Here is a 25048-nt window from a genome sequence, read left to right on the forward strand (position 1 = left end):
CATAGGCTGCTCCGCATGATGCTCCCCGCGGCGCTGTTGCTGCTCGGCGCCCTGACCGCCGTGGTCGGTCCCCGGCTGCTCGCCCGGGCGGACTGGCCGGACCGTGAACCGGTGGTGGCACTGTGGATGTGGCAGTGCGTGGTGGCGGCCGTACTCGTGTGCTGCGCGCTGTCGATGACGCTCAGCGCGGCGGCGGCCTGGCACGCGGTCGGCGGGCACGTCTTCGCGACGGCGCCCGGTGCGGTCGTCGAGGCCTACGCCCTCGGCACGGCGGGCCCGTGGGCGGCGACCACCGCGGTCGCGCTGGCCTGCGGCGGGCTGTGGAGCGCGGCGATGCTGGTCCGCGAGGTCGCCCGGGCGCGCACCCGGCGCCGCCGCCGGCGCGCCGACCTCCTGGTCCGGGCCCCGCTGCTGCCCGGCGAGGTGGCCGTCTCCGGTCGGCTCGTCGTGCTGGAGAGCGAACAGCCGGACGCCTGGTGGCAGCCCGGCACCCCGCCGCAACTGGTCGTCACCACGGCCGCGTTGCGCCGGCTGAAGGGCCGGCAGCTGGACGCCGTGCTCGCCCACGAGCAGGGGCACGCGCGGGCCCGCCACGACTGGCTGCTGAACTGTTCCGCCGCGCTGGCGGGCGGCTTTCCGCAGGTTCCGGTGTTCGCCGCGTTCCGCGACGAGATGCACCGGCTGGTCGAACTCGCCGCCGACGACACGGCCTCGCGCCGCTTCGGCCGTCTGACCACGGCCCTGGCCCTGGTCGAACTGAACGAGCACCGGGGTGTGTTCGGCCCCTGCCCTACGCCGCAGGCCCATGTCCCGGCGCGGGTGCACCGGTTGCTCACTCCCCCGGACCGGCTGACCGCGGCGCGGCGCCTGCGGCTGACGGCGGCGGCCGCGCTGGTGCCGGTGGTGCCCGTGCTGGTGGCGTTCGTCCCGGGGCTGCGGGCACTGGGATAGCCGGGGCCCGGGGCCGGTTCCGGTGGACGCGGCATGGCCGAAGCATGGCGCCCCGGTAGCGGAAGATCGCCCCCGTACTGGATCCGGACCCCCCGGTTCGGCGAGGATCGCTGTATGCACACCTCGTCCGTCGACTCCCCGCCCCGCCCGGAACACCGCACCACCGCCGGTCTCGCCGGTGTTCTGGCCCTCTGCTCGGCTCTGCTGCTGACCCTCGTCGCGGCGAGATGGAGCCCGCTGATCGACACGGACGGGGAGATCGCGGCCACCACCCACCGCTGGGCCGTCGACGAGAGCGGCGTCACCCAGGCGTGCCGCATCCTGACGGACTGGGTGTGGGATCCGTGGACGATGCGTCTGCTGTGCGCGGTCGTCGTCGTATGGCTGGTGGTGCGGCTCGCGGCGCGCTGGACGGCGGTGTGGCTGGCAGCGGCCGTGGCGCTGGGCACACTGCTGCAGCAGGGCCTCAAGGCGGCGGTGGACCGCCCCCGTCCGGTGTGGCCCGACCCCGTCGACTCGGCGCACTACGCGGCGTTCCCGTCGGGCCACGCCATGACCGCGACGGTCGTGTGCGGCCTCCTCCTGTGGCTTCTGCACCGGCACGGAGTCGCCCCCGGCGTGTGGCGTGCGGCCGTGGCCGTGGCCGTGATCTCGGTGGTCGGCGTCGGGCTGACCCGCGTCTGGCTGGGCGTGCACTGGCCGTCGGACGTGGTGGGCGGCTGGCTGCTGGGCGCGACGGTGGTGGCCGTGGCGGTGTGGGTGCACCGGCGACGGCAGCCGTGAACCCGCCCCCGCGCCGGCGGAGGCCTCATAGGATCACCCCATGACCGCCGTGCTGTTCGACTTCTCCGGAACCCTCTTCCGTGTCGAGTCCACCGACTCCTGGCTGCGCGGCGTTCTCGCCGCCGCCGGGATCCGGCTCGACGAGGCGGAGTTGACCGCCACGGCCCGGGCGCTGGAGGCGGCCGGGGCGCTGCCGGGCGGCGTCAGCCCCGAGCGGATTCCGGACGAACTGGCCGACGCCTGGCCGGTCCGGGACCGGAGCGCCGCACTGCACCGGGCCGCCTACACCGGCCTGTCCCGCCAGGTCCCGCTGCCCGACCCGGCGTTGCACGACGCGCTGTACGACCGCCATATGACGCCGGACGCCTGGGCCCCGTACCCCGACGCCGTCGAGGTGCTCGGCGCGCTGCGGGAACGGGGCATTCCCGTCGGTGTGGTGAGCAACATCGGCTGGGATCTGCGGCCGGTCTTCCGGGCGCACGGCCTGGACCCGTACATCGACGTCTACGTCCTGTCGTACGAGCACGGCATCCAGAAGCCGGACCCGCGGTTGTTCGCCACCGCCTGCGAGGCGCTCGGCGCCGATCCGCGCCGGACGCTGATGGTCGGCGACGACCGCAGGGCCGACGGCGGTGCCGGCGCCCTGGGGTGCGGGGTGCACTTCGTGGACCATCTGCCGGTGACCGACCGGCCGGACGGGCTGCGGCCGGTGCTGGACCTGGTGGGCTGAGAAAGGCCGACGCGCAGTCGCGCCGGGCCACCGGGCGAGGAAGCAGTCGCCGGTCGGCTGAGGCATGGGCAGCCGCCGGTCGGCTGAGGCGTGGGGAGTGCCGTCTGCGCGCCCGCCTCGGACGATCCCCCGCGTCGCCCGAGGCAGACGGCATCACCGGTCCGGACCACGCGGGTCCGGGCCGGACGCTCTGAGTATAGTTGGCTGGCAGCCAGTCAACGCAGGAGTCAAGCATGTCCCCGCGCAGCGCCTCGGTCAATGAAGAGTTGCGGAGACGTTCGAAGGAGCGGCTTCTGCAGGCGGCGGTCGAGCTGGTGAGCGAGCGCGGGTTCGAGGCGACGACGCTCGGCGACATCGCCGACCGGGCGGGCTCGGCGCGGGGCCTGGTCTCGTACTACTTCCCGGGCAAGCGTCAGCTCGTGCAGTCCGCCGTGCACCGGCTGATGCACCGGACGCTGGAGGAGGCGCTGGAGCGGGAGCCCCGCACGGAGGACGGCCGGGAGCGGATGGCCCGGGCCATCGACGCGATCCTGGGCCTGGCCAGGGACCGGCCCGTGCTGATGCGCCAGCACATGGCCGGGCTGCTGCAGGCCGAGGGCTTCGTGCCCTGCCCGGAGCAGCGGCGCCTGGCCGAGCTGCTGCGGGACACCGTCGCCCGGCACGGGTCGCAGGACGTGGACGGCGACTACCCGATGCTGCGCGCCCTGCTGATGGGCGCCGTGTACGCGGCCCTGGTGCCGGGGGTGCCGATGCCGGTCCCGGTGCTGCGGGCCGAGTTGTTCAAGCGCTACCGGCTGGACTGGGAACTGGGCGTCCCGCCGGACACCGAGGCGGCCGGCGGGCGGGACGACGCGGACCTGTCGCGGTTCTTCGCGACCGGCGGGCCGACCGGCCTCGGGGCGGGCAGCGTGCCGGGGCGTGAGCCCGAGGTCCAGCCGTGACGCCCTCCCCCGCGTTCACCGCCGGGCGCGGCGCGGGGTCAGCAGGCCCGCGTCCCGGGCCTGGCCGATCAGCCTGAGCGACGTGCGGCGGCTGTGTCCGGTCGCGCACATCACGGCGAGGACCGGGTCGGCGCCCTCCCGCTGGGCCGCGCGGTACTCCTGCGCCACCAGCCACCGCCCCTCCGCGCCGTTCGGCCAGGCCGGGCGGCCACGACGCCCCCGGGCCCGGCGGCCCTCCGGCGCCTGTTCCCCGCAGCCGGGCGGCGCCTGACCCTCGCAGACCTCCGGGGCCGGTCCAGCAGCGGCTGCGCACGCCTCGGTCAGGGACTCCTCGATCCAGTCGGCGAGCACGGCCAGGTCGTCGAGGGACAGCGCGGGCTGGGCCCGTACCTCCTCGACGCAGACGGACCCCCGGGCCACGACGGCCAGCGCGTCGACGCGGGCGCCGTCGGTGAAGGCCAGCCGGACGTCGAACCAGCGCGTGGCGTCGCCGTTCTCCCGCACCTCCCAGGCGGGCCGCACGGTCACCGCACCGTCCGCCGGAGAGCGATCAGAAAGATTCAGAAAGGAGGCTGCCAGCACACACGGAACGAAACCGCATGATCACATTCCCTACAGATCGGACACGCTCCCCGGGCGGAGCACAGCACCCTGTCAGCGGAGCCCGGCCGGTGCGATGCTGGAGGCGTCAGCACTCTCCTGAGATCCCTCGGGATCCCTCGGGTAAGGAGTTCCGCCGTGCTGCGAGTCGCCGTCGTAGGCTCCGGGCCGAGCGGGTGCTACACCGCCCAGAGCCTCGTCCAGCAGGACTCCGGGGTGTGCGTCGACGTCCTGGACCGGCTGCCGTGCCCGTACGGACTGGTCCGCTACGGCGTGGCACCGGACCACGAGAAGATCAAGTCGCTGCAGAACAACCTGCGCGCGGTCCTGGAGCACGACCGGATCCGGTTCCTCGGAGGCGTCCAGGTGGGCCCCGGCGGGGTGCCGGTCGCGCGGCTGCGGGAGCTGTACCACGCGGTGGTCTACTGCGTGGGCGCCGCCACGGACCGGCATCTCGGCGTTCCCGGGGAGGACCTGCCGGGCAGCTGGTCGGCGACGCAGTTCGTGGCCTGGTACAGCGCCCATCCGGACGCCGTGGACGACGGGTTCCTGCGGGACGCCCGGTCGGCCGTGGTGATCGGCGTGGGGAACGTGGCCGTGGACGTCACCCGGATGCTGGCGCGGGGACTGGCCGAGCTGACCCCGACCGACATGCCGCAGGCGGCACTGACCGCGCTGGCGGCGAGCCGGGTGACCGAGATCCACATGGTGGGCCGGCGCGGCCCCTCCCAGGCCCGCTTCACCACCAAGGAGCTGCGCGAGCTGGGCACCCTGCCGGAGACCGACGTGGCCGTGGACCCGGCGGAGCTGGCGCTGGATCCCGGGTACCGGGACCCGTCCGCGCTGCCCGCGCCCCAGCGGCGCAACGTGGAGGTGCTGCGCGGCTGGGCCGAGGCGCCTTCGACGGGCGCCCCGCGCCGCATCCGGCTCCGGTTCTTCCTGCGCCCCGTCGAACTTCTCGCCGACGAGGGCCACGTGGGCGCGGTGCGCTTCGAGCGGACGGCACCGGACGGGCGCGGCGGCGTGACGGGCACAGGCCGGTACGAGGACCTCGAGGCCCAGCTGGTGCTGCGCTCGGTGGGCTACCGGGGAGTCGCTCTGGAGGGCCTCCCGTTCGACACCGCCACCGGCACGGTCCCGAACCAGTCCGGCCGGGTCCTGCGCGGGGGCGTCGTCACTCCGGGCGAGTATGTGGCGGGCTGGATCAAGCGGGGCCCCACCGGCGTCATCGGCACGAACCGCCCCTGCGCGAAGGAGACGGCGACCTCCCTCCTGGAGGACGCCCCCGCGCTCGCCCTGCGCACGGTCCCCGACGACCCTCTCCCGGGCCTGCGCGCGGAGGGCACCGACCCGGTCGAGTGGGCGGGCTGGCAGTCGATCGAGCGCGCGGAGGCGGAACTGGGAGCGTCACTGGGACGCGGCGTGGTCAAACTCCCCGACTGGCAGTCCCTGTTGAACGCCGCGCGCTCCTGATCCGGCCGTCCTGCCGGGCCGCCGCGTCGAGCAGCGCGCTCAGCAGACCGGGGAAGAGGGCGTCCAGGTCGTCCCGCCGCAGCCCGTTCATCTTCGCCGTCCCCCGGTACACCTGCCGGATCATCCCGCTCTCGCGCAGCACCCGGCTACTGGCGCGGCCGACGGGGACGCAATCCCCACCATTCCCTTTGACCATGGTGGCGAATAGGTAGGGCCGATGTGCCCGATGATTCTCTCAGGTCGGTTCGACTCCGGCCCCATTCACGAGCTGTGCCCGACGGACGCTTCGTCAGCGACCCTTGCCCTGGGCAGAGGACGCGGCAGGGTGACACCCACTGCAACGCGCGGCGTCCAGCGCGAGGAGTGGCGGCAGTGGCAGAGCCGTCGGCTCGTAGACCGTCTGCGAGTTAGAGCTGGAGGTAACGACTCCAGACCGGTTCATATCCGGACGGCGCGCAACCCACCTCGTCCTTCGTGGGGGGCTTGGGGACGTAGTTCAGAGGTCGGAGCATCCGCTTTGGGAGCGGGAAGTCGGAGGCTCGCATCGTCCCATCCCGACTCATCCGGCGACCGGACAGACCCGGTCACGGGCCTCCACCGGAGGCAGAGCAGACGGCGACGCCTGCCGGACCCCTCAACACATCCGGAGGCCACATGCCATGCGTGAACATCCCAGTGACGAAGGCGTCCCGCTCCGGCGTCCCGCACGGTCACCCTCCGCATCTGCCGCACGGTCGACGGCCAGGCCATCACTCGGCGGGCGAAGGCGCTCGCCGTGGGCGAGAAGCGGCTCTTCGGCCCGTTCGACATCAACGAGTACGGCGGCAAGCTGCTCGTGGACGTGGACAACGCGGAGCTGGAGCTGACGGTCGTCCGGATCTAACGGGTCCAGAGCCACGCGGCAAGGCCCGTCACCGCGCTGGACACGAGCGTCAGGAGGCGGACGGGGATACGGTCCGCGGTGACTCGGAAGCCGCCTACGCGAAGCTCGAAGTACGGAGCAGCGGTGGATGGCAACTCGGTCTGATTCGGCGTGCGCGGCATACAGCCAGCCCTCCAACCTACGGCGAACTCCCCTAACGATCGGAGGAGTCGGTGTGGTCATCTAGGGTGCGGCCGCGACCCGTATCGGAGTATGGCAGGTGAGGTCCTGTGCGCTGAACCGGAACCACATCGTTGATCTGAGCTTTTCCTGAGCGAGGTCCAATGACAGCTTCCGTTCGCGCTCCATCACCCACGGTTGCGACTACTTCCGCGGCAGATTCCGTGATTACGGCAACTGGAGCCCGGGAGCATGGGGCAAGCACGTGGGCCGCGAGACGGAAGGCGTGGATTGCCACAGACGCGGGGCTTCCGCATCACATTCCACGGTCCGGCCGCATCGGGCCCTCTCCTATCCCGCTATCTGTCGGCGATCGTGGTTCGGGGGTCGCTCGCACTCCGAGCTTTTGCGCTGAGCCGTGTACGGGCCAAGCCTTCAAGTGGCGTACGGCGTCTGGACGTGGAGCGCGCTGCTGCGGCCTACCTCAGCGCGAGTATCGGGACGACCCCGCCCTGGAGGTGAGACCCCAGGAGCGGGGCTGAGCTGCGTCAGGACATCGGCAGCTTCACCAGAACGCCGGCTCCCTCAGACGGGTCGTCGGTGCCGTAGTAGCCGACCATGCCGCCCTTCGTGATTTTGGCCCTGGAAAGGGAGACGGCTACACAGCGACTCAGTCACATGCTGGAATGCGTCTCCCCTGGTCCGGGGCTTGAAAGTGTGACCGCCCGCCCACGGGATGGGCCCATGAACAGGTCCTGCGAGCAGCGTGAAGTGCCGATGCCGATCATGACTCGCGCCCACCGCGGACCTGGAGCACGCACCGGACGCCACCGCCTCGACGGTCGGCGCCGGTCTGGGCTTCGTCCTCTCCGAGGAGGACGACATTGCGTGCCTGGACCTAGACCACTGCCGCAGAGGTCTATGCAACCGGCCGGTACATCGCAATGACGGGGCGTCGACATGACGACACCCCGTCAGTTCTTTTGTCAGCGACGTTGTTCGTCGGCTGACTGAGGCCCCTTGACTTCTGGTAGCTGGGTGCCCTTGATCTCGTCTCGCAGTTCACGCACGGCGCGGACTGCTTTCTTCGCTTCCCGGCAGACTGCCGGAACCTTCCTCAACGCAGCGACGAGGATCCAGGTGAGGGCACCGACGAACGCCACGACCATGGCGGCCCAACCATAGATTTCCACCGGACTGTCCAAGCCTCTCGGTAGCTGGAGTGGTCAGTCCGGGCGGTTTCAAGGCAGGCTCGGTCTGACCATGGTCCCTGGTCAAAACCGAGTCCCTGCCCGACGGCTCAAGGCTCGTGGGTGCGTTGTTAGCGCAACTGAACGTCGTCGCCTACCTAACTAGCGGCCTATGTCCGACCCCCGCAGCCGTCGGAAGTGCGCGGGGTCGTCGCCTCGCCTCTCACGTGAGTGAGCGCAGAGGCTACAACTCTGCAAGAAAGCTTACGGGTTGGCCCTACACGCGTCTAGATGCCCTGGTTGATCACTTATAGCTCTGTTCGCGGATGGGAGGAGCGCTCATAACCGAGCGAGGCCGCCCCCGCCCCGAAGGACCCAACGGAGCGCCGTCGGCGCTCGCCGATACCTCAGCGCTCGTGCGACCTGACGACGTCGCATGCGCCACGCAGGGTGGCTCCAGGCGCCCTTGCGCGACACCACCCTTCGGCGGGATGGTCGTAGAACATTGCGCAACCCTGACCAACGGCGGAGGCCAGCATGGCGCTTACTAGCTTCGGCAAGGACCCGGAAACGAACGGGGATCACTGCCCTACAGTGTGGTTCGACGAGGACAAGCAGGAATTCGTGTTCCAAGGGTGGGAGGCGGACGACGCTCTCAAGGCACAATGCCTGTTGACGGGACCTATCCCCGACACGGAGGCAGTCGTCCGACTGCCCGCTCGCATGGTGCAGCAGATCAGGGAGGCGTGCGATGCCGCAGACGGTGCCACCGTTCGCTGAGCTCCTCGCAGCCTGCCAGCGTTCCGCGGTTCACCTGGAGACGCGGGACGTCTACGGAGTCGAGGAGGAAGACGCCGACTTTGCTGCATGGCGCGACGGGTGGGAGTACGACCTTGACGACCGCTCGTCGTGGTGGAACGGCTTTCACGACGCCGTAGCGGACGCTGTGGGGCGCGGTGTCGCCATGCGTCGGGCGCGCGTTGTCTCGGAGCCCGTCAGCGATTACATCCGCTACGAGCACTCGTGCACGCCGCAGAACCTTGCGGCCGGCGAAGACGTCCGGTGGCTACCTCGTCGCCTGGCGTCGGACCTGCTCCTCCCCGGTAACGACATTTGGATCTTCGACGACCGGCTCATCCGCTTCAGCCTGTTCGCCGGCGACGGGCGGTTCGTCGAAGACGTCATGTGCGATGCGGTCGACGTCGTGAAGCGTCACGCGGAGGCGTTCGAAGCCGTCTGGGAACGAGCCATTCTGCACGACGAATACCGGATCTGAGCGACACCCACCGATGCAGAGTCCCTACCCGTCGACGGCCCTTGATGCCGCACGTCGAGCACTCGCGGATCAACTCCGCGAGATCCGTCGTGACGCTGGCCTGACGGGTAGGGAGGTCGCTGCCCGTGCGGGGTGGCAGCCGTCGAAGGTATCGCGTCTTCAGAGCGCCACAACGCCTCCGTCAGACGACGACATCCGCGCATGGTGCCGCGCTTGCGACGCAGAGGACAAGATTCCGGATCTCCTCGCAGCCAACCGCACAGCCGACTCCATGTACCTGGAGTGGAAGCGCGTTCAGCGCACAGGACTTCGGAGGCTCCAAGAGTCCCGCATCCCGCTGTACGAGCGCACGCGGACGTTCCGCGTCTACAGCTCCAGCGTGGTCCCCGGGTTCTTCCAGACGTACGAGTACGCCGCCGCCCTCCTTGGCAACATCGCGCACTTCCATGGAACACCTGACGACGTCGCCGACGCTGCGGAAGCCAGGGTCGAACGCTCAAACATCATTCGCGAGGGCGGGCACCGGTTCGCCATCGTCCTGGAGGAGTCTGTCCTCCGTCATGTCGTAGGCGACTCTGCGACGATGGCCGGCCAGTTGGGTTACCTCCTGTCCACGATGGCGCTGCCCTCCGTCTCCGTGGGCATCGTTCCCGCTGGGCGATCCCGCGGCATGTGGACGCTGGAGACCTTCACTGTGTTCGACGAGGAGCGCGTCCACGTCGAACTGCTGACAGCAGCCATAACGGTGACGACGCCCGGCGAGATCAGTCAGTACGCCCACGCTTTCGAGGAGATGGCGGGGCTTGCTGTGTACGGAGCCGACGCCCGCTCCCGCATCTCTGCTGCGATTGACTCCCTCGACTGAAGAGTCGTAGAACTTCGTAGAATTTTGTGGAACTTCACTCTATCTGACGCCTAGGTTCGACAGAAAGAAGCCTTTGGCAGAGGAGTGACGATGGCCCTTGAAGCCACGCTCAGAAACCCGATCCACCTGACGGATCCTCTCGACGCGGAGCCACCCAAGCCGACAAAAGGGTGCGACACCTGCGAATCACGGTTCGGTCGGTGGCAGGAAGCATCTAATCCGCGGAGCCCCTCTTACGACCCTTCGTATGCGACGGACCTTGCCATCGAGATCCGTCGCCACCTGCACGAGAGGAAGAGGGCGGGACGATGAACAACGGACCGTTCCCCTGGGTTGTCTCCAAAGCGGAGCTAGAGCAGGTGCCGATGGGATCTTTCGTCGAGTGTGCGGACTGCCTCGCGGGAAACCATGCACTGGCCGACGGGGAAGACCCGCTGAGGTGGGCCCGAGACCATGTGGCGTTCCTTCCCCATCACAACCGATTCCGCGTGGTCACCATGACCAATTTCAGTATCGCTTCCGTGCTCTCTTCGGCCCCCACAGACTCGCGTGCCGGGGATCTGCGCGCCTAGCTCACGCCGGGCGCGACGGGGCCTGAGGCCGGCATACCCGGCCCCGTCCGCGTCCTGAACTCCTCGTCCTCCTGATGCTCTTACATGGGGACGAGACGCCGCCCGAGGTCAAACCCCTAATCCGCGAGGGGTCAAGTGCAAAGACATCACAGATAGTTCATTCAATTGGTGTGCGTCGACCGCAAGGCGTCGACGGACCGCCCCTGGAAGGGCGGCGCCCCGGTCGGCCCGGACGCGTACGGGTGGGACTCCGTGGCGCCGAGCCCGATCGCGTTCGACGACCGGCACCCGGCCCCGGCCGAGCTGACCATCGACCAGATCGCGGACGTGGTGGAGCGGTTCGCGGCCGCGGCCCGCCGCGCGCTCGCCGCCGGCTTCGAGATCGCCGAGATCCACGGCGCCCACGGCTACCTGATCAACGAGTTCCTCTCCCCGCACTCCAACCACCGCACCGACGCCTACGGCGGCTCGTACGAGAACCGCACCCGGTTCGCGCTCGAAGTCGTGGACGCCGTGCGGGAGGTGTGGCCCGACGACAAGCCGCTGTTCTTCCGCATCTCGGCGACCGACTGGCTCGACGAGGGCGGCTGGACCCCGGACGACACCGTCCGCTTCGCCGCCGACCTGCGGGCCCACGGCGTCGACCTGCTCGACGTCTCCACCGGCGGCAACGCCTCCGGCGTCCGCATCCCCACCGGCCCCGGCTACCAGGTGCCCTTCGCCGCCCGGGTGCGGAGCGAGACGGGCCTGCCGGTCGCCGCGGTCGGTCTGATCACCGACGCCGAGCAGGCCGGGAAGATCCTGACCAACGGCGAGGCGGACGCGGTCCTGCTGGGCCGTGAGCTGCTGCGCAACCCCTCGTGGGCCCGGCACGCGGCGCGGGAGCTCGGCGGTGAGGTGCGGGTGCCGGACCAGTACCACCGTTCGGTCTGACCCGGCACCCGGAGCCGTCCGTCAACCGGCCGCGCACGCCGTGCCGTTGAGCGTGAACGCGGCCGGAGCGGCGCTGTTGCCGCCGTGGCTCGCCTGGTAGCCGATGCTGACGCTCGCACCCGGCGCGATGCTGCCGTTGTAGGACACGTTGGCGGCGGTGACCGCCCCGGTCGTCGGCGCGTACGTGGCGCCCCAGCCGCCCGTGACGGCCTGGCCGGCGGGGAGGGTGAAGCCGAGTTTCCAGCCGTTGACCGTCGTCGTGCCGGTGTTGGTGATGGTCACGGAGGCGGTCAGGCCGGTGTTCCAGGCGTTCACCGTGGCCTTCACCCGGCAGGCGCCGGGCTGCGGCTGGGGTGCCGGGCCCGAGCGGTCCAGGCCGAAGAAGGTGAGCACCCGGGACGCCATGCCCTGGGCGTACAGGTTGTGGCCGACGCCCTGGAGGCTGATCGCCTCGACGGGGGCCCGGTCGCCCGTGCCGCCGTAGCGGGTGCGGTTCCAGCCGGGCTGGGGGGTGTCGGTGGCGGCCGGGGTCTGGCTCACGCCCTGCACGTTCGTCCACTGCTTGATCTGCTCCCCGAAGTTCGGGTAGCGCAGTACGTCGTCCTGGGTGCCGTGCCAGATCTGCATCCGCGGGCGGGGACCGGTGTAGCCGGGGTAGGCGCCCCGGACCAGGTCGCCCCACTGCGCGGGGGTGCGCGTCACCGTGCCGCCCGAGCAGGCGCTGTTCCACTCCGAGCCGTCGGTGGTGGCGAAGCAGCCGAAGGGGACGCCGGAGAAGGCGGCGCCCGCGGCGAACACGTCGGGGTAGTCGCCGAGGAGGACGTTCGTCATCATCGCGCCGGAGGAGATGCCCGTCGCGAAGATCCGGCCGGTGTCGGCGTCGTAGGTGCGGGTGACCCAGTCGATCATCGACTTGATGCCGACCGGGTCGCTGCCGCCGCCGCGGCGCAGGGCCTGGGGCGAGGAGACGTCGAAGCACTTGCTGCTGCGCGTGACGGACGGGTAGAGCACGATGAACCCGTACTGGTCGGCCAGCGTGTCGTACTCGGTGCCGTTGTACATGTCGGGGCCCGAACCGGTGCACCAGTGCACGGCCACCACGACCGCCGGGTTCGGCGTGACGCTCTCCGGGACGTACAGGTACATCCGCAGATTGCTGGGGTTGGCGCCGAAGTCCGTGACCTCGGTGAGGGCGGCGGTGGGCACGGCCCTCTCCCGGGCGGAGGCGGCGGGCGCGGTGAGCGCCGTGGCCGCGAGCAGGGGCAGCAGCGCGGCGAGGAGCGCGAGGAGCATCGACCGCAGGGGTCTCCTCACCGTGGGGCGGGGGGTGGCAGGCACGTCCGGGTCCTTTCCGTCGTGAGGGCGCGGCTCGCGGGACGTCGTGCGGCGGTTGAGCGGGTGGAGTCCGTGTGTAGCGGTGCAGCGGCGGTTCAACGGACGGAGCCCGTCCGCGGTGGTTCAGCGGACGGAGCCCGTCCGCGGTGGTTCAGCGGACGGAGTCCACGTGCGGCGGTTCAACGGACGGAGTCCGTCCGGGCCAGGGGCTTCGGCCGCCAGGGCGGCCGGTGGCACTCACCGCCCGGGGCGGGGTGCATGCCCTGGTGGAGAGGGTCTTGTCGACGCCGGCGCGGATGATCCGGCCGTGACCGAAGTTGCTGGCCCCTCCGGGCCGGCCGTCCGCCCTGGAGGGCGGAGCGGGCGCGGGGTGGCCCCGATGCCGGTCCCGCGCAGGAGTCCCTCGCGGCCGGGCCGCGGTGCACCCGCGACGCCCGACCCCGACCCCGACCCCGGTTCCGACCCCGGTCCCGGTCCGGGTGACAGGGCCGGGACATCGACGGCCGCCGGCCTGAACACCGGCCGTCGCGCGGCCGTACGCATACGCGGAGTCCTCATCGACCCGCCCTCTCGTGAAGGGAAGCGCCCGCTCGGCATGGTGACATGGACATGGCCCACATGGAAGCGCTCCCACGGACCCCTCGCCCTGACCAGGACCGGCCGAATGTGTTCTGCGCGAGGCGTTGACTAGAAAGCGCTTGCCCCCTACGTTCCGTTCAGCAGTGTGACCCAGAAGCGTCATCGCGCCGCCACGCGAAGACGCCCGACGAAGGCTGCCGGAACAGGGGAAGTGCACCCCCAGGGCTCGGCACGGCCTCCGGATCGGTCACAGGCAGCGCGCGCGGTGAACACCATGGCGAACAAAGTTCATGTACATGACCTGCCAGGCACCATCACGCACCACGAAGGGACGCACCCCACATGCGTACTCGCCCCCCACGCACACGCACCGAGAGATCCACCCTGGCGGTCGCCGTCGCATCCGCCCTGGCGACCGTGGCGGTCCTGGCCGCTCCCCAGCCGGCCGGGGCCGCCGAGAGTTCGCCGATCGGGTTCGGCGCCGGGACGACCGGCGGCGGCAGCGCCGCGGCGGTCACCGTCTCGTCGCTGAGCGCCTTCAAGTCCGCGGTGACCGGCAACTCGGCCAAGGTCGTGCGCGTCAACGGCCTGATCTCGCTGAGCGGCCAGGTCGACATCGGCTCCAACACCACGGTGCTGGGCGTCGGTTCGGCCTCCGGTTTCACGGGCGGCGGGCTGCGGCTGAAGAGGGTCACGAACGTCGTCATCCGCAACCTGAACATCAGCAAGCCGGTCGCGCCCGCCGACGGCATCACCGTCGAGGCGTCCACCAAGGTCTGGATCGACCACAATTCCTTCTCGGCCGACCGCGATCACGACAAGGACCACTACGACGGCCTGCTGGACGTCAACCACGGCGCGGACAACGTCACGGTGTCCTGGAACACCTTCAAGAACCACTTCAAGGGCTCGCTCGTCGGCCACAGCGACAACAACGCGAGCGAGGACACGGGCCGCCTGCGGGTGACGTACCACCACAACCACTTCGCCGACGTGTACTCGCGCATCCCCAGCCTGCGCTTCGGCACCGGGCACTTCTACAACAACTACGTCGAGGGCGCCGACACCGCCTGCCACTCGCGCATGGGCGCCCAGATGCTGGTCGAGAACAACGTCTTCCGCTCGACGAAGGTCGCGGTCACCACGAACCGCAGCAGCGACGTCGACGGATACGCCAACCTGCGCGGCAACGATCTCGGCGGAGCCGCGACCGAGATCTCGCGGGTCGGCAGCTTCACCAGCCCGCCCTACGGCTACTCGGCGGAACCCGCCTCCTCCGTCGCCGCCTCGGTGACGTCGGGTGCGGGCGCCGGGAAGCTCTGACACCCCCCATCGCTCGAACGGACAGAAGGAATCGGGACATGACTTCTGCGACACGTCCGCGCGCCCGCAGGCGCGCGCTGACCGGAACGCTGGCCACCCTAGGCCTCTCGGTTGGCATGATCATGACTACCCAGGCGCCCACGGCCAGCGCCGCCACCTGGCCGACGCCGAACGGCAGCCAGGGGACCTCCTCCACCATCTCGGTGTCCGGCACCAAGGACTACGGGATGAAGCGGTACTACGGCACCGGGAACCTGGCCGGTGACGGCCAGGAGGAGGGCCAGGACCCGATCTTCAGGCTCTCGGACGGCGCGGTGCTGAAGAACGTCATCCTCGGCGCCCCGGCCGCCGACGGCATCCACTGCGAAGGCAGCTGCACGCTCCAGAACGTCTGGTGGGAGGACGTCGGCGAGGACGCCGCCACCTTCCGCGGCGGCACCGGCGCCACGTACCACGTGATCGGCGGCGGCGCCAAGAAGGCGGCGGACAAGGTCTTCCAGCACAACGGCGGCGGCACGCTGAACATCTCCAACTTCGCGATGCAGGAGTTCAAGACGCTCTACCGCTCCTGCGGCGACTGCTCCACGCAGTACACCCGCAAGGTCAACCTGAACACCATCGACGTGACCGGCACCGGCAGCACGGCGCGACTCGTCGGCATCAACGTCAACCGCAACGACGTGGCGACGCTGCGCGGCATCACGATCCGCAACGACGCCTCGCGCAAGGTCATCCCCTGCCAGAAGTACAACAACAACACGGCGGTGGGCACCGGCCCCGACAGCACTAACTGCAAGTACAGCACCTCGGACATCACCTACAGGTAGACCCCCCACGGTGAACGCGGCCGTACGGAACGCCCGCCCGGCGCTCCGTACGGCCGCCGCGTCACGTCCGCCGCGCCTGCCCGCCCTCGGTCATCTCGCGCTGGTAGCGGGTGTACGCGGCGCGCAGCTCGGCGCCCGGCCAGTCCGCGGGCAGCAGCTCCGGCGGCAGGACGGGGTCGGCGAGCAGGTGGCGTACGACGGCCGCGAAGGCGGTGAGGCGGTCGGCGGGACGGTCCGCGCGGGTGACGTGGGCGAGCAGCGCCCGCGCGGTGGCGGACCAGGCGTCCAGCGGCCACAGGCCGGCCGCCAGCTCGCGCGCCGGCCGGGCGGGGCGGGCCGTACCGCACTCGGCCACCCGGCCGAGGTCGCCCGGCAGGGCGCGGCGCAGGTTGGCGGGGCGGAGCCAGACGCCCTCGCGGAGTTCGGCGAGCCGGAGGGCGGTGAGCCGGGCGCGCAGGTCGGCGCGTTCGGCGGGGCCACGGCCGGTCGCGGTGACCACGACCATCTCCCAGTCGCCGTCCCACGCGCGCGTGTGCGGCTGCACGGACTCGTCCTGGCGGCGCTGGCGCTCCAGCAGCCGGTCGCTGAGGCGATAGCCGCTGTCGGTGCGCCGCAGGTCGCCCGCGGCCACCATCCGGCTCAGCGCCGCCCGCACCGTGGATCCGCCCACACCGAAGGTCTCCACCCTGCCCACCAGGTCCTTCACCGGCAGCTCAGGAGGGTGCGCACCCAGCAGCAGGCTCAGGACGACCGACCGGGCGGACAGCGGGCGCAGTTCGATCTCGCCGGGCGGCGCCGGGTCGTTCATCGGCATGGTCCCGTACTGTACGGGGCCGAATTCGGTGTTGCACGATTGCTGCGACCGCAGGAGAAATGCAACACTCGGCGTATGGTCTCGACACTCGACGGACAGCGGGCGCAGGACGGACCCGCCACGCACGACGTCACCAACCAGGCCCCGCCCCTCACCCCGTACGACGCCTCCGAGGACACGGCCCTCCTTCAGGGACTGCGGCGGGAGGGGGCCGGCTGGGCCGAGGAGGACCTGCGGCGCCTCGGCAGACAGGCCGGCAGCGCCCAGGCGCAGGAGTGGGCCGACCTGGCCAACCGGCACGAGCCGGAGCTGCGCACCCACGACCGGTACGGCAACCGTGTCGACGAGGTCGAGTTCCATCCGAGCTGGCACCACCTGATGCGCACGGCGATCGCGGAGGGGCTGGCGGGGGCGCCCTGGGCGGACGACCGGCCCGGCGCCCATGTCGCCCGGACCGCCGGCGGACTGGTGTGGGGTCACACGGAGGCCGGGCACGGCTGCCCGACGTCGATGACGTACGCCGCCGTCCCCGCGCTGCGCCGGCAGCCGGAGCTGGCGAAGGTCTACGAGCCGCTGCTGACGAGCCGGGAGTACGACCCGCAGCTCGGGGTGCCCACCGGTAAGCCGGGCCTGCTGGCGGGCATGGGGATGACCGAGAAGCAGGGCGGCTCCGACGTCCGGACGAACACCACGGCGGCCACGCCCACGGCCGAGCCCGGGGTGTACACCCTGCGCGGGCACAAGTGGTTCACCTCGGCGCCGATGTGCGACGTGTTCCTGGTGCTGGCGCAGGCCCCGGGCGGGCTGTCGTGCTTCCTGGTGCCGCGCGTCCTGCCCGACGGCACCCGCAACACCTTCCGCATCCAGCGGCTGAAGGACAAGCTCGGCAACCGGTCCAACGCCTCCTCCGAGCCCGAGTTCGACGGGACCGTCGCCTGGCTGGTCGGCCCCGAGGGGCAGGGCGTGAAGACCATCATCGAGATGGTCAACTGCACGCGTCTTGACTGCGTGATGATGTCGGCCGCGCTGATGCGCAAGTCCCTCATCGAGGCGGGGCACCACGCGCGCCACCGCAGCGCGTTCGGCGCCCGGCTGGTGGACCAGCCGCTGATGCGCAACGTCCTGGCCGACCTGGCGCTGGAGTCCGAGGCCGCCACCACGCTCACCCTGCGCCTCGCGGGGGCGGCCGACCGGGCGGTCCGCGGGGACGAGGGCGAGGCCGCCTTCCGCCGGATCGCCACGGCCGTCGGCAAGTACTGGGTGACCAAGCGGGGCCCGGCCTTCACCGCGGAGGCCCTGGAGTGCCTCGGCGGCAACGGCTACGTCGAGGACTCGGGCATGCCCCGGCACTACCGCGAGGCTCCCCTGCTGTCGATCTGGGAGGGCTCGGGGAACGTCAACGCCCTCGATGTGCTGCGGGCGCTGAGCCGGGAACCGGGCACCGCCGAGGCGCTGTTCGACGAGCTCGACCGCGCCCGGGGGGCCAACGCCCGGCTGGACGCGGCCGTGACCGGACTGAAGCGGCAGCTGTCCGAGGCCTCGCAGGTGACCGCCCGCCGGCTCGTGGAGCGGATGGCCCTGACGCTCCAGGCCTCGCTCCTCGTGCGGCACGCCCCGCCGGCGGTCGCCGACGCGTTCTGCGCGACGCGGCTCGGCGGCGACTGGGGGCACGCGTTCGGGACGCTCCCCGAGGGGACGGGGCTCGGCACGATCCTGGAACGCGCGCTGCCCGGCGGTGACTGAACCACAGTCAGCCAACGAACACTCAGTTCGCGCACAGTCATCTCCCGATTCCGCTTCGTTGTCAGTGCCGTGGTGCAGACTCCCCGACAGTCGGCACTTCGCTGGGGAGGACAACGTGTTCAGGGGGATCGACGAGGTCGACTGGGCCTCACTGCGCCATGCCCACGGCAGTGCGGAGGACGTGCCCGGATTACTGCGGGGACTGACCTCCGCCGACCCGGCCGAGCGGGCGACTGCGCTCGACGGGATGTACGGCGCCGTGCACCACCAGGGAGACGTGTACGACTCGACGCTCGCCTGTGTTCCGTTTCTCCTCGCGCTCGCCGTCCGCGAGGAGGTGCCGGACCGGGCGGGGGTCGTGGAACTCCTCGTCAGCATCGGTGACATCGGCGGTGGCTCCGGCGAACTCCCCACGAGGGCCCGTGCCGCCGTGCGCGCGGGTGCCGAGGTCTTCGCCCGGCTGTGCGGCGACGCGGACACCGGGGTGCGCCGGGCCGCCGCGGGGGCGCTCGTCCGGTTCGACGACCGGCCGGCACGTGTGCTCGCCCTGCTGCGGGAGCGGATCGGCGTGGAGCGGGACGACGAGGTGCTGACAGCCCTGGTCGAAGCCCTCGGCGTGTTCGCGCAGCGGTACCGCACGGCCGGCGACACCCACGCCGCCGAGGCGGTGCGGCTGCTCGCCGAGCTGAGCGGGCCCCCGTACGGCCCCGGGCTGCGGCTCGCCGCGTTCGGCAGGCTCGCGGCGTGCGCCCCGGAGCGGCTGCCCGCCGACCTCGTCCCGGTCGTCGTCCGGCTGCTCAGGGACAGATCCGGGCAGCGCGCCCGGTCGGGACCCGCGCCGGACCGGGCCGGCACGGACACGCTCGCCGGGCGGCTGCGGCGGCTGCGCCCCTCGGACGAGGAGGGCTCCCAGTTGCTGCGGACCCTGCACTCCGCGCTCGGCGACCGGGTGGCCGACCGGGTCGCCCTGCTGTGCGGGCAGCTGACCAGCCCGGACCCCCTCGACCGGTGCAACGCCGTGTGGATGGCGACCGGGCTGTTCCGCGAGTGGCGTACCGGACACGAGGAGCCGGTCACGCTCATAGGGAACCAACTGGGCGCCGAGGAGGCCCGGTTGCACGACGCGGCGGTCGCCGTCCTGGTGGAGCTCTTCGAGCTGGCCGGACCCGCCGCGGATCCCCTGCACACGCTGCTGACGTACCGCCCCGAACTGCGCATACGACACCGGGAGCGCGGCGGGCCCACCCTGGGCGGCCCGCTCAAGGCACTGGCCAGGGCCGGGGACGCGCGCGCCACCCCCGTGCTGGCCGAGGTGCTGGCGGGCCCGGTCGTACCGCACGACCTGGGGCTGGTGGTCCCCCACCTGGGCCGGGCCGCCGCACCGCTCGCTCCGGCGCTGCGGCGACGCCTCGCGCAGGTGCCGCCGGACGGCCCCGGCACGCGGGACCGGGCCGTGCCCCTGCTGTCGGCCCTCACGGCCCTGGGCGACGCCGGGTCCGTACCGGCGGTGCTGCGCCTGCTGCGGGGGATGCCGGAGGAGGTTCCGGGGCGCGACGCCGTCGCGTGCGCGGCGGTGCGGGCGCTCGGCGCCTTCGGCGACGCCGCGCGCGAGGCGATACCGGACCTGCGCTGGCTGCTGGAGACGGACTGCGCCGTCGTGGCGGCGGACGCGCTGTGGTCGGTGACGGGAGAGGCGGAGGCCGTCCTGCCCGTTCTGCTCCGGGAGGCGGGCGACTCCGCGAGCGGCCCGCACCGCCGCGCGGCGGCCGCGGACGTCCTGGGGCGACTGGGCCCGGCGGCCCGTCCCGCCGCGGCCGGGCTGCGCCGGATGGTCGCCTCCGGCGACCTGTGGGAGCGGGTCAGGGCCGCGTGTGCGCTGTGGCGGACGGCCGGCGAGCCGGGCGAGGTCCTGCCCGTCCTGCGCTCCGCCTGGGCGGAGCACCCGCGCACCCGGACGGCCATCGCGGGGTGCGCCGCGGCTCTGGGGCCCGCCGGAGCACCGCTCCACGACCTGCTGCGCGCGGAACTCGCCTGCCCACGCAGGCACCTGGCCGCCACCCCAGGCGGCCACGGCATCCACACGGATCTGGGGTTGGTACGGATCTGCCGGGAGGCACTGGTGACTTAGCGACGGGACGCCGGTCGGGGGTCACCCCGTCGTGCGCCCCCACATCGGGCCGAAGCGGGACCACTCGGCGTCCCACTGGTCGATGCGGCGGCGCTCCAGGCGGCCGCGTACCGCACGGCCGGCCAGGAGGGGCACCGCGGCGGCGCCGACGCCCGCCACGCCGCCGATCAGCCAGGCCCGTACGCGGGCCTGGCTCTCGGTGACGGGCCGGGTCACCTGGCGGCCCTCGCGGTCCGTCCAGACGGTGACCGGGCTGCCGGCGGCGCTGCCCGCCGGGACCCGCACCTGACCGGAGTGCGGGGAGCCGTCCTCGGCCGTCCACACGACCTCCGCCCACACCTGCTCGGCGCGGGACACGCCGTGGTTCCCGGACGCGGTCCCGGGAGCCCGCTCGGCGAGCCGTGCCACCAGGGGGCGCCACTCGACGCGCTCCCGGGCCAGCCCGTCCTCGACGGACCGGCTCACCGCCGTACCGGCCAGCATCCCGGCGCACACGGTGAGCAGCCCCACGCCCAGCACGACCCAGGCCTCCACCCTGTCGGCGCGGCGCTTGAGCGGATTGCGCCGCCAGCGCCACAGCCACACCTTCGGACCACGTAACGCCATCGAAGGCACCCTCCTCACGAGCGCATGACCATCCCGCCGCCCTCCCCATACGGAACAGGGCCCCTGGATGCTCACTGCACCTACCCCGCGGTGGGCCCCGCGCGCGGTCCCAGGGCCGTTCCGACGTCCGCCGACACCCTCCTGACCTGCGCCGCAGCCGCTCCAGGGGTGACTGTCAGTGGTGGGGTGCAGACTGGCCGGTGTCCGTGACAAGGGCGTCGACGAAGACGCCGCGGAGGTGATCGGCATGACCGAGGTACTGCTCGCCGTGGGCACGCGCAAAGGCCTGTTCATCGGGCGCCGGCGGGGTGGTGGCGCCTGGGAGTTCGACGAGAGTCCGTACTTCAACGCCCAGGCCGTGTACTCGGTCGCCCTCGACACCCGCACCGCGACGCCGCGGCTGCTGGCCGGCGGCGACAGCGCGCACTGGGGCCCGTCCGTGTTCCACTCCGACGACCTCGGCCGGACGTGGACCGAACCGGCCCGGCCGGCCGTCAAGTTCCCCCAGGACACGGGGGCGTCCCTGGAGCGGGTGTGGCAGCTGCACCCGGCCGCCGCCGAGCCGGACGTGGTGTACGCGGGCACGGAACCGGCCGCGCTGTACCGCTCGGAGGACCGCGGCGAGACCTTCGAGCTCGTCCGGCCCCTGTGGGAGCACCCGACGCGCTCCAAGTGGGTGCCGGGCGGCGGCGGTGAGGGCCTGCACACGGTGCTCACCGACGCGCGCGACCCCCGGGCGGTGACGGTCGCCGTCTCCACGGCCGGTGTGTTCCGCACCGAGGACGGCGGCGCCAGCTGGACGCCGTCGAACTCGGGGGTGTCCGCGGTGTTCCTGCCCGACCCGAACCCGGAGTTCGGCCAGTGCGTGCACAAGATCGCGCGGGACGCGGCGAGCCCGGACCGGCTCTACCTGCAGAACCACTGGGGCGTGTACCGCAGCGACGACGCGGGCGCGCACTGGACGGACATCGGCGAGGGCCTGCCGTCCACGTTCGGCTTCGCGGTGGCGGCGCACCCGCGCAGAGGGGACACGGCGTACGTGTTCCCGATCAACGCCGACGCCGACCGCGTCCCGGCCGACCACCGGTGCCGCGTCTACCGGACGGCGGACGCGGGCAAGACCTGGGAGCCGCTCTCGGCGGGGCTGCCCCGGGGGGACCACTACGGCACGGTGCTGCGCGATGCGATGTGCACGGACGACGCGGATCCGGCGGGCGTCTACTTCGGCAACCGCAACGGCGAGGTGTTCGCGTCGGCGGACGACGGCGACAGCTGGCAGCAGCTCGCCGCGCATCTGCCGGACGTGCTGTGCGTGCGGGCCGCGGTCGTCGGCTGAGGCGCGGCCGATGCGGGGGATCCGGAGCGCCCGGGGGACCCGGGGTGCGCAGGGAATTGTGCAGGGAGTTTGGCGTGCGCGGGGGGCTCCGGAGTGCGCGGGGACGCCGGGGACGCGGAGGACGCGCTTGCGTGCGGGCCTTGGCCACCGGTTGATGGCCGCTGCCGGTACGGCAGTAGGGTGACGCCCGTGGCACCACGACCCTTGCATGAAATCGTCGAAGCGGGCTGGGCGAAGGCCCTGGAGCCGGTGGCCGAACGCGTCGCCGCGATGGGGGACTTCCTCCGCGCGGAGATCGCCGCGGGACGCACCTACCTCCCGGCCGGGCCGAACGTCCTGCGGGCTTTCCAGCAGCCCTTCGACGACGTACGGGTCCTGATCGTCGGTCAGGACCCGTACCCCACCCCGGGACACGCGGTGGGGCTGTCCTTCTCGGTCGCGCCCGAGGTGCGGCCGCTGCCCGGCAGCCTCATCAACATCTTCCGGGAGCTGAACGCCGACCTGGGGCTGCCGCAGCCGTCCAGCGGCGACCTCACGCCCTGGACGCAGCAGGGCGTGCTGCTGCTCAACAGGGCGCTCACCACGGCTCCGCGCAAGCCCGGCGCCCACCGGGGCCAGGGCTGGGAGGAGGTCACGGAGCAGGCCATCCGGGCCCTGGCGGCGCGTGGCAAGCCGCTGGTGTCCATCCTGTGGGGCCGTGACGCCCGCAACCTGCGCCCGCTCCTGGGCGACCTGCCCTCCGTCGAATCCGCCCACCCCTCCCCCATGTCGGCCGACCGGGGCTTCTTCGGCTCGCGCCCGTTCAGCCGGGCCAACGACCTGCTGATCCGCCAGGGCGGCCAACCGGTGGACTGGCGTCTGCCGTGACCGGGGCGTCGGCCGGCTCCGGATTCCTCGCCGTGGACTCCGGCGGGTCCGGACTCCGGGCTGTCGTGGGCACCGCCGAGCGCGGTCCGCTGGCCCGGACGGCGTCCGGGGAGCCGGTCCGCACGGGTGAGCGGGGCATCGACCCCGGGCACTTCATGGCGCGACTGCTGCCACTGGTCCGTGCGTTGACCGCCGAGGCCGGGCCGGTGCCACTGACCGCTGCGGTCGTCGGCGCGGCCGGGCTCGCCTCCCTGGGGGACGCCCTGCGCGCCGAACTGCCGGGCGCCCTTTCCCGGGAGCTGGGGGTGCGCAGGGTCGCGCTGGCCGCCGACGCGGTGACCGCGTACGTGGGCGCCCTCGGGCCCCGGCCGGGAGCGGTGGTCGCCGGTGGTACGGGCCTGATCGCGATCGGCACGGACCTGACCGGCTGGCGCCGTGCCGACGGTTGGGGGCATCTGCTCGGCGACTGCGGGGGCGGGGCGTGGATCGGCCGGGCGGGCCTCGAGGCCGCGCTGCGGGCCCATGACGGGCGCGAGGGCGGCTCTGCCCGGCTGCTGGCGTGTGCCGAGGAGGTGTTCGGGCCCGTGACGGGGCTGCCCGGGGCGCTGTACCCGCGGCCGGACCGGCCCGCCGTGCTCGCCTCGTTCGCGCCCCGGGTGGCCGAGTGCGCGCAGCGCGATCCCGTGGCGGCGGGGATCCTGCGCGCCGCCGCCCGGCACCTGGCCGACTCCGCGGCGGCCGTGTGCCCCACGGCCGGTGAGCCCCGGGTCGCCGTCACCGGCGGCCTGTTCAAGCTGGGCGACCCGCTCCTCGGGCCGCTGGACGAAGAACTGACGCAGCGGCTGCCGGGAGTGCGGCGCGTGCCGGCCGAAGGGGATCCGCTGGGCGGCGCGGTGCGGATGGCGGCGGAGCTGAGTGCCGGTGGGCTCACCCTGCCGGGTGACGCGACGATGCTCTCCGTGACCACCCGGTCGGGTGATTGATCCGATCACGCCCGATCCGTACATAACTCATCAGACAAAACAGGACGGATACCGCTCACCTGCCCCCTCCCCGAACAGGGGAGCCCAAGAAGCCAGTAACATGCGGCGCCATGAGTTCCCCCACTGGGCCCGCGGATGGCCTGCCAGTACGAATGCCGCGCCCCCGCCAGCCCGGACGGCACCGCCGTCCCGAGCCGCTGGTTGCTCCCGAGGGCGCGCCCGCGCTCGTCCTCGCCGTGCCGGGGACGCCCAGTAGCGCCACGCGCAGCCTCGCCGAGGAGGTCGTGAGCATCGCCCGCTCCGAGCTGCCCGGCCTCGACGCCCGCATCGGGTACCTGGACGGGGACAACGCGGAGTTTCCCTCGCTGCAGGCCGTGCTCGTGCACGCCGCGGAGGAGCGCACGGCCCGTTACGAGCAGGCCCGCGCCGCCGGCATGGACGTCAAGGCGCCGGACGGCCCCGTCGCCGTCGTCGTGCCGCTGCTCGCCGGCCCGGACAGCGCGCTGCTGCGCCAGGTCCGCCAGGCCCTCATGGAGAGCCGTGTCGCCGCCGAGCTGACCGACGTCCTCGGCCCGCACCCGCTGCTCGCCGAGGCGCTGCACGTGCGGCTCTCCGAGGCCGGTCTGGCCCGCGCGGACCGCGCCCGGCTGTTCACCGTGGCGACCGCCGCGGACGGCATCATCCTGGCCTCCGTGGGCGGTGACGAGGCCGTGCAGGCGGCCGGGATCACGGGCATGCTGCTCGCCGCGCGCCTCGCGGTGCCGGTGATGGCGGCGGCCCTGGACCAGGAGGGCTCCATCGCGTCCGTCGCCGAGCAGCTGCGGTCCTCGGGCTCGCAGCAGCTGGCCCTCGCGCCGTACCTGATCGGCCCGGAGATCGAGCCGGGGCTGGTCGAGGAGGCCGCGAAGGAGGCGGAGTGCTCCGCCGCCGAGTCGCTCGGCCCCTACCCGGCGATCGGGAAGCTCGCCCTGGCCAAGTACACGACGGCGCTGGGCATCACGCCGCCGCAGCCGCAGGGCGCGCCGGTTCGCTGACGCCCCCGGCCCCACCGGGCCCACGGCATGAACGGCGAAGGCCCGCTCCGGTTCCGGAGCGGTCGGCCCGGAGGACGAGGATGCCGTCGAGTCCGTAGGCGGTGCCGTCCCGGACCC

22 protein-coding genes and 2 pseudogenes are annotated in these 25048 nt (G+C 72.4%); 18 read left to right on the forward strand and 6 right to left on the reverse strand.

Going from position 1 to position 25048, the window contains the following annotated elements; genetic code table 11:
• Positions 1-15 precede the first annotated feature (15 nt).
• From ABZ948_RS11835 to ABZ948_RS11850, 4 genes are all read left to right on the forward strand, one after another.
• Positions 16-951: a M56 family metallopeptidase gene (locus tag ABZ948_RS11835; RefSeq protein WP_359758763.1), complete on the forward strand. Its 936-nt coding sequence runs from the start codon at positions 16-18 to the stop codon at positions 949-951.
• A 114-nt stretch (positions 952-1065) separates the two neighbouring features.
• Positions 1066-1734, forward strand: coding sequence for a phosphatase PAP2 family protein (locus tag ABZ948_RS11840; protein WP_359758764.1), 669 nt, complete (start codon positions 1066-1068; stop codon positions 1732-1734).
• A 40-nt stretch (positions 1735-1774) separates the two neighbouring features.
• Positions 1775-2464 (forward strand): HAD family hydrolase, encoded by a 690-nt coding sequence (locus ABZ948_RS11845; protein ID WP_359758765.1) that lies wholly within the window; start codon positions 1775-1777, stop codon positions 2462-2464.
• A gap of 233 nt (positions 2465-2697) precedes the next feature.
• Positions 2698-3405, forward strand: a complete 708-nt coding sequence (locus ABZ948_RS11850; RefSeq protein ID WP_359758766.1) for a TetR/AcrR family transcriptional regulator — start codon at positions 2698-2700, stop codon at positions 3403-3405.
• A 15-nt stretch (positions 3406-3420) separates the two neighbouring features.
• Here the strand turns inward: ABZ948_RS11850 and ABZ948_RS11855 are convergent, their stop codons facing one another.
• Positions 3421-3933, reverse strand: coding sequence for a DUF6214 family protein (locus tag ABZ948_RS11855; RefSeq protein WP_359758767.1), 513 nt, complete (start codon positions 3931-3933; stop codon positions 3421-3423).
• Positions 3934-4143: 210 nt separating this feature from the next.
• On the opposite strand from ABZ948_RS11855, the gene ABZ948_RS11860 reads away from it, so the two are divergent.
• Complete coding sequence (locus tag ABZ948_RS11860; RefSeq protein ID WP_359758768.1) at positions 4144-5478, forward strand: FAD-dependent oxidoreductase; 1335 nt, start codon at positions 4144-4146, stop codon at positions 5476-5478.
• Here ABZ948_RS11860 and ABZ948_RS11865 read toward each other — a convergent pair.
• Both ABZ948_RS11865 and ABZ948_RS11870 read right to left on the reverse strand, forming a co-directional pair.
• Positions 5432-5623: pseudogene (locus tag ABZ948_RS11865) on the reverse strand (hypothetical protein); the annotation flags it as partial. The gene ABZ948_RS11860 and the pseudogene ABZ948_RS11865 overlap by 47 nt on opposite strands.
• Before the next feature lie 1883 nt (positions 5624-7506).
• The gene (locus ABZ948_RS11870) at positions 7507-7713 is read right to left on the reverse strand and encodes a hypothetical protein (protein WP_359758769.1); all 207 of its coding nucleotides are present in this window, start codon (positions 7711-7713) and stop codon (positions 7507-7509) included.
• Positions 7714-8247: 534 nt separating this feature from the next.
• On the opposite strand from ABZ948_RS11870, the gene ABZ948_RS11875 reads away from it, so the two are divergent.
• The 5 genes and pseudogenes from ABZ948_RS11875 to ABZ948_RS11890 form a co-directional block, all read left to right on the forward strand.
• Positions 8248-8490, forward strand: coding sequence for a hypothetical protein (locus ABZ948_RS11875; RefSeq protein ID WP_359758770.1), 243 nt, complete (start codon positions 8248-8250; stop codon positions 8488-8490).
• Positions 8462-8986, forward strand: a complete 525-nt coding sequence (locus tag ABZ948_RS11880) for a DUF6879 family protein (RefSeq protein ID WP_359758771.1) — start codon at positions 8462-8464, stop codon at positions 8984-8986. The genes ABZ948_RS11875 and ABZ948_RS11880 overlap by 29 nt, the downstream gene beginning before the upstream one ends.
• A gap of 13 nt (positions 8987-8999) precedes the next feature.
• Positions 9000-9851 (forward strand): helix-turn-helix domain-containing protein, encoded by an 852-nt coding sequence (locus tag ABZ948_RS11885; protein WP_359758772.1) that lies wholly within the window; start codon positions 9000-9002, stop codon positions 9849-9851.
• A 308-nt stretch (positions 9852-10159) separates the two neighbouring features.
• Entirely contained in the window at positions 10160-10423 is a 264-nt protein-coding gene (locus ABZ948_RS41000; protein WP_494487291.1) for a DUF7848 domain-containing protein, read from the forward strand.
• 159 nt (positions 10424-10582) lie between these two features.
• Positions 10583-11356: pseudogene (locus ABZ948_RS11890) on the forward strand (oxidoreductase); the annotation flags it as partial.
• A 21-nt stretch (positions 11357-11377) separates the two neighbouring features.
• On the opposite strand, the gene ABZ948_RS11895 reads toward ABZ948_RS11890, so the two are convergent.
• Positions 11378-12649, reverse strand: a complete 1272-nt coding sequence (locus ABZ948_RS11895; protein ID WP_359758789.1) for an extracellular catalytic domain type 1 short-chain-length polyhydroxyalkanoate depolymerase — start codon at positions 12647-12649, stop codon at positions 11378-11380.
• Positions 12650-13612: 963 nt separating this feature from the next.
• Here ABZ948_RS11895 and ABZ948_RS11900 point away from each other — a divergent pair.
• Entirely contained in the window at positions 13613-14593 is a 981-nt protein-coding gene (locus tag ABZ948_RS11900; protein ID WP_359758773.1) for a pectate lyase family protein, read from the forward strand.
• 38 nt (positions 14594-14631) lie between these two features.
• A complete protein-coding gene (locus ABZ948_RS11905) occupies positions 14632-15420 on the forward strand; it encodes a pectate lyase (RefSeq protein ID WP_359758774.1) in 789 nt (262 codons plus the stop codon).
• A 61-nt stretch (positions 15421-15481) separates the two neighbouring features.
• Here the strand turns inward: ABZ948_RS11905 and ABZ948_RS11910 are convergent, their stop codons facing one another.
• Positions 15482-16234 carry a PaaX family transcriptional regulator C-terminal domain-containing protein gene (locus ABZ948_RS11910; protein ID WP_359758775.1) on the reverse strand — a complete coding sequence of 251 codons (753 nt, stop codon included), beginning with the start codon at positions 16232-16234 and terminating at the stop codon, positions 15482-15484.
• A 75-nt stretch (positions 16235-16309) separates the two neighbouring features.
• Between ABZ948_RS11910 and ABZ948_RS11915 the strand changes: the two genes are divergently transcribed.
• Positions 16310-17977, forward strand: a complete 1668-nt coding sequence (locus tag ABZ948_RS11915; RefSeq protein WP_359758776.1) for a DNA alkylation response protein — start codon at positions 16310-16312, stop codon at positions 17975-17977.
• A 115-nt stretch (positions 17978-18092) separates the two neighbouring features.
• On the forward strand, positions 18093-20105 hold the full coding sequence (locus tag ABZ948_RS11920) for a HEAT repeat domain-containing protein (protein WP_359758777.1): 2013 nt from the start codon (positions 18093-18095) through the stop codon (positions 20103-20105).
• Positions 20106-20126: 21 nt separating this feature from the next.
• Here ABZ948_RS11920 and ABZ948_RS11925 read toward each other — a convergent pair whose 3' ends face one another.
• On the reverse strand, positions 20127-20711 hold the full coding sequence (locus ABZ948_RS11925; RefSeq protein ID WP_359758778.1) for an Rv1733c family protein: 585 nt from the start codon (positions 20709-20711) through the stop codon (positions 20127-20129).
• Positions 20712-20889: 178 nt separating this feature from the next.
• Here ABZ948_RS11925 and ABZ948_RS11930 point away from each other — a divergent pair, with 178 nt between their 5' ends.
• From ABZ948_RS11930 to ABZ948_RS11945, 4 genes are all read left to right on the forward strand, one after another.
• Positions 20890-22047, forward strand: coding sequence for a WD40/YVTN/BNR-like repeat-containing protein (locus tag ABZ948_RS11930; RefSeq protein WP_359758779.1), 1158 nt, complete (start codon positions 20890-20892; stop codon positions 22045-22047).
• A gap of 189 nt (positions 22048-22236) precedes the next feature.
• Positions 22237-22914, forward strand: coding sequence for a uracil-DNA glycosylase (locus ABZ948_RS11935; protein ID WP_359758780.1), 678 nt, complete (start codon positions 22237-22239; stop codon positions 22912-22914).
• The gene (locus ABZ948_RS11940; RefSeq protein ID WP_359758781.1) at positions 22911-23897 is read left to right on the forward strand and encodes an N-acetylglucosamine kinase; all 987 of its coding nucleotides are present in this window, start codon (positions 22911-22913) and stop codon (positions 23895-23897) included. The genes ABZ948_RS11935 and ABZ948_RS11940 overlap by 4 nt, the downstream gene beginning before the upstream one ends.
• A 110-nt stretch (positions 23898-24007) precedes the next feature.
• Positions 24008-24931: a sirohydrochlorin chelatase gene (locus ABZ948_RS11945; protein ID WP_359758782.1), complete on the forward strand. Its 924-nt coding sequence runs from the start codon at positions 24008-24010 to the stop codon at positions 24929-24931.
• Positions 24932-25048: the final 117 nt, after the last annotated feature.

The organism is Streptomyces olindensis (assembly GCF_040645895.1).
In the GTDB taxonomy this organism is placed as follows: Bacteria; Actinomycetota; Actinomycetes; order Streptomycetales; family Streptomycetaceae; genus Streptomyces; species Streptomyces olindensis.

Bases quoted from the DNA above. Each gene is read 5' to 3' on its own strand.
- ABZ948_RS11915 (WP_359758776.1), top strand. From the start codon at position 16,310: ATGGTCTCGACACTCGACGGACAGCGGGCGCAGGACGGACCCGCCACG.
- ABZ948_RS11875 (WP_359758770.1), top strand. From the start codon at position 8,248: ATGGCGCTTACTAGCTTCGGCAAGGACCCGGAAACGAACGGGGATCAC.
- ABZ948_RS11910 (WP_359758775.1), bottom strand. From the start codon at position 16,234: ATGCCGATGAACGACCCGGCGCCGCCCGGCGAGATCGAACTGCGCCCG.
- ABZ948_RS11905 (WP_359758774.1), top strand. From the start codon at position 14,632: ATGACTTCTGCGACACGTCCGCGCGCCCGCAGGCGCGCGCTGACCGGA.
- ABZ948_RS11880 (WP_359758771.1), top strand. From the start codon at position 8,462: ATGCCGCAGACGGTGCCACCGTTCGCTGAGCTCCTCGCAGCCTGCCAG.
- ABZ948_RS11840 (WP_359758764.1), top strand. From the start codon at position 1,066: ATGCACACCTCGTCCGTCGACTCCCCGCCCCGCCCGGAACACCGCACC.
- ABZ948_RS11885 (WP_359758772.1), top strand. From the start codon at position 9,000: ATGCAGAGTCCCTACCCGTCGACGGCCCTTGATGCCGCACGTCGAGCA.
- ABZ948_RS11925 (WP_359758778.1), bottom strand. From the start codon at position 20,711: ATGGCGTTACGTGGTCCGAAGGTGTGGCTGTGGCGCTGGCGGCGCAAT.
- ABZ948_RS11900 (WP_359758773.1), top strand. From the start codon at position 13,613: ATGCGTACTCGCCCCCCACGCACACGCACCGAGAGATCCACCCTGGCG.
- ABZ948_RS11835 (WP_359758763.1), top strand. From the start codon at position 16: ATGATGCTCCCCGCGGCGCTGTTGCTGCTCGGCGCCCTGACCGCCGTG.
- ABZ948_RS11845 (WP_359758765.1), top strand. From the start codon at position 1,775: ATGACCGCCGTGCTGTTCGACTTCTCCGGAACCCTCTTCCGTGTCGAG.
- ABZ948_RS41000 (WP_494487291.1), top strand. From the start codon at position 10,160: ATGAACAACGGACCGTTCCCCTGGGTTGTCTCCAAAGCGGAGCTAGAG.
- ABZ948_RS11850 (WP_359758766.1), top strand. From the start codon at position 2,698: ATGTCCCCGCGCAGCGCCTCGGTCAATGAAGAGTTGCGGAGACGTTCG.
- ABZ948_RS11895 (WP_359758789.1), bottom strand. From the start codon at position 12,649: ATGCTCCTCGCGCTCCTCGCCGCGCTGCTGCCCCTGCTCGCGGCCACG.
- ABZ948_RS11945 (WP_359758782.1), top strand. From the start codon at position 24,008: ATGAGTTCCCCCACTGGGCCCGCGGATGGCCTGCCAGTACGAATGCCG.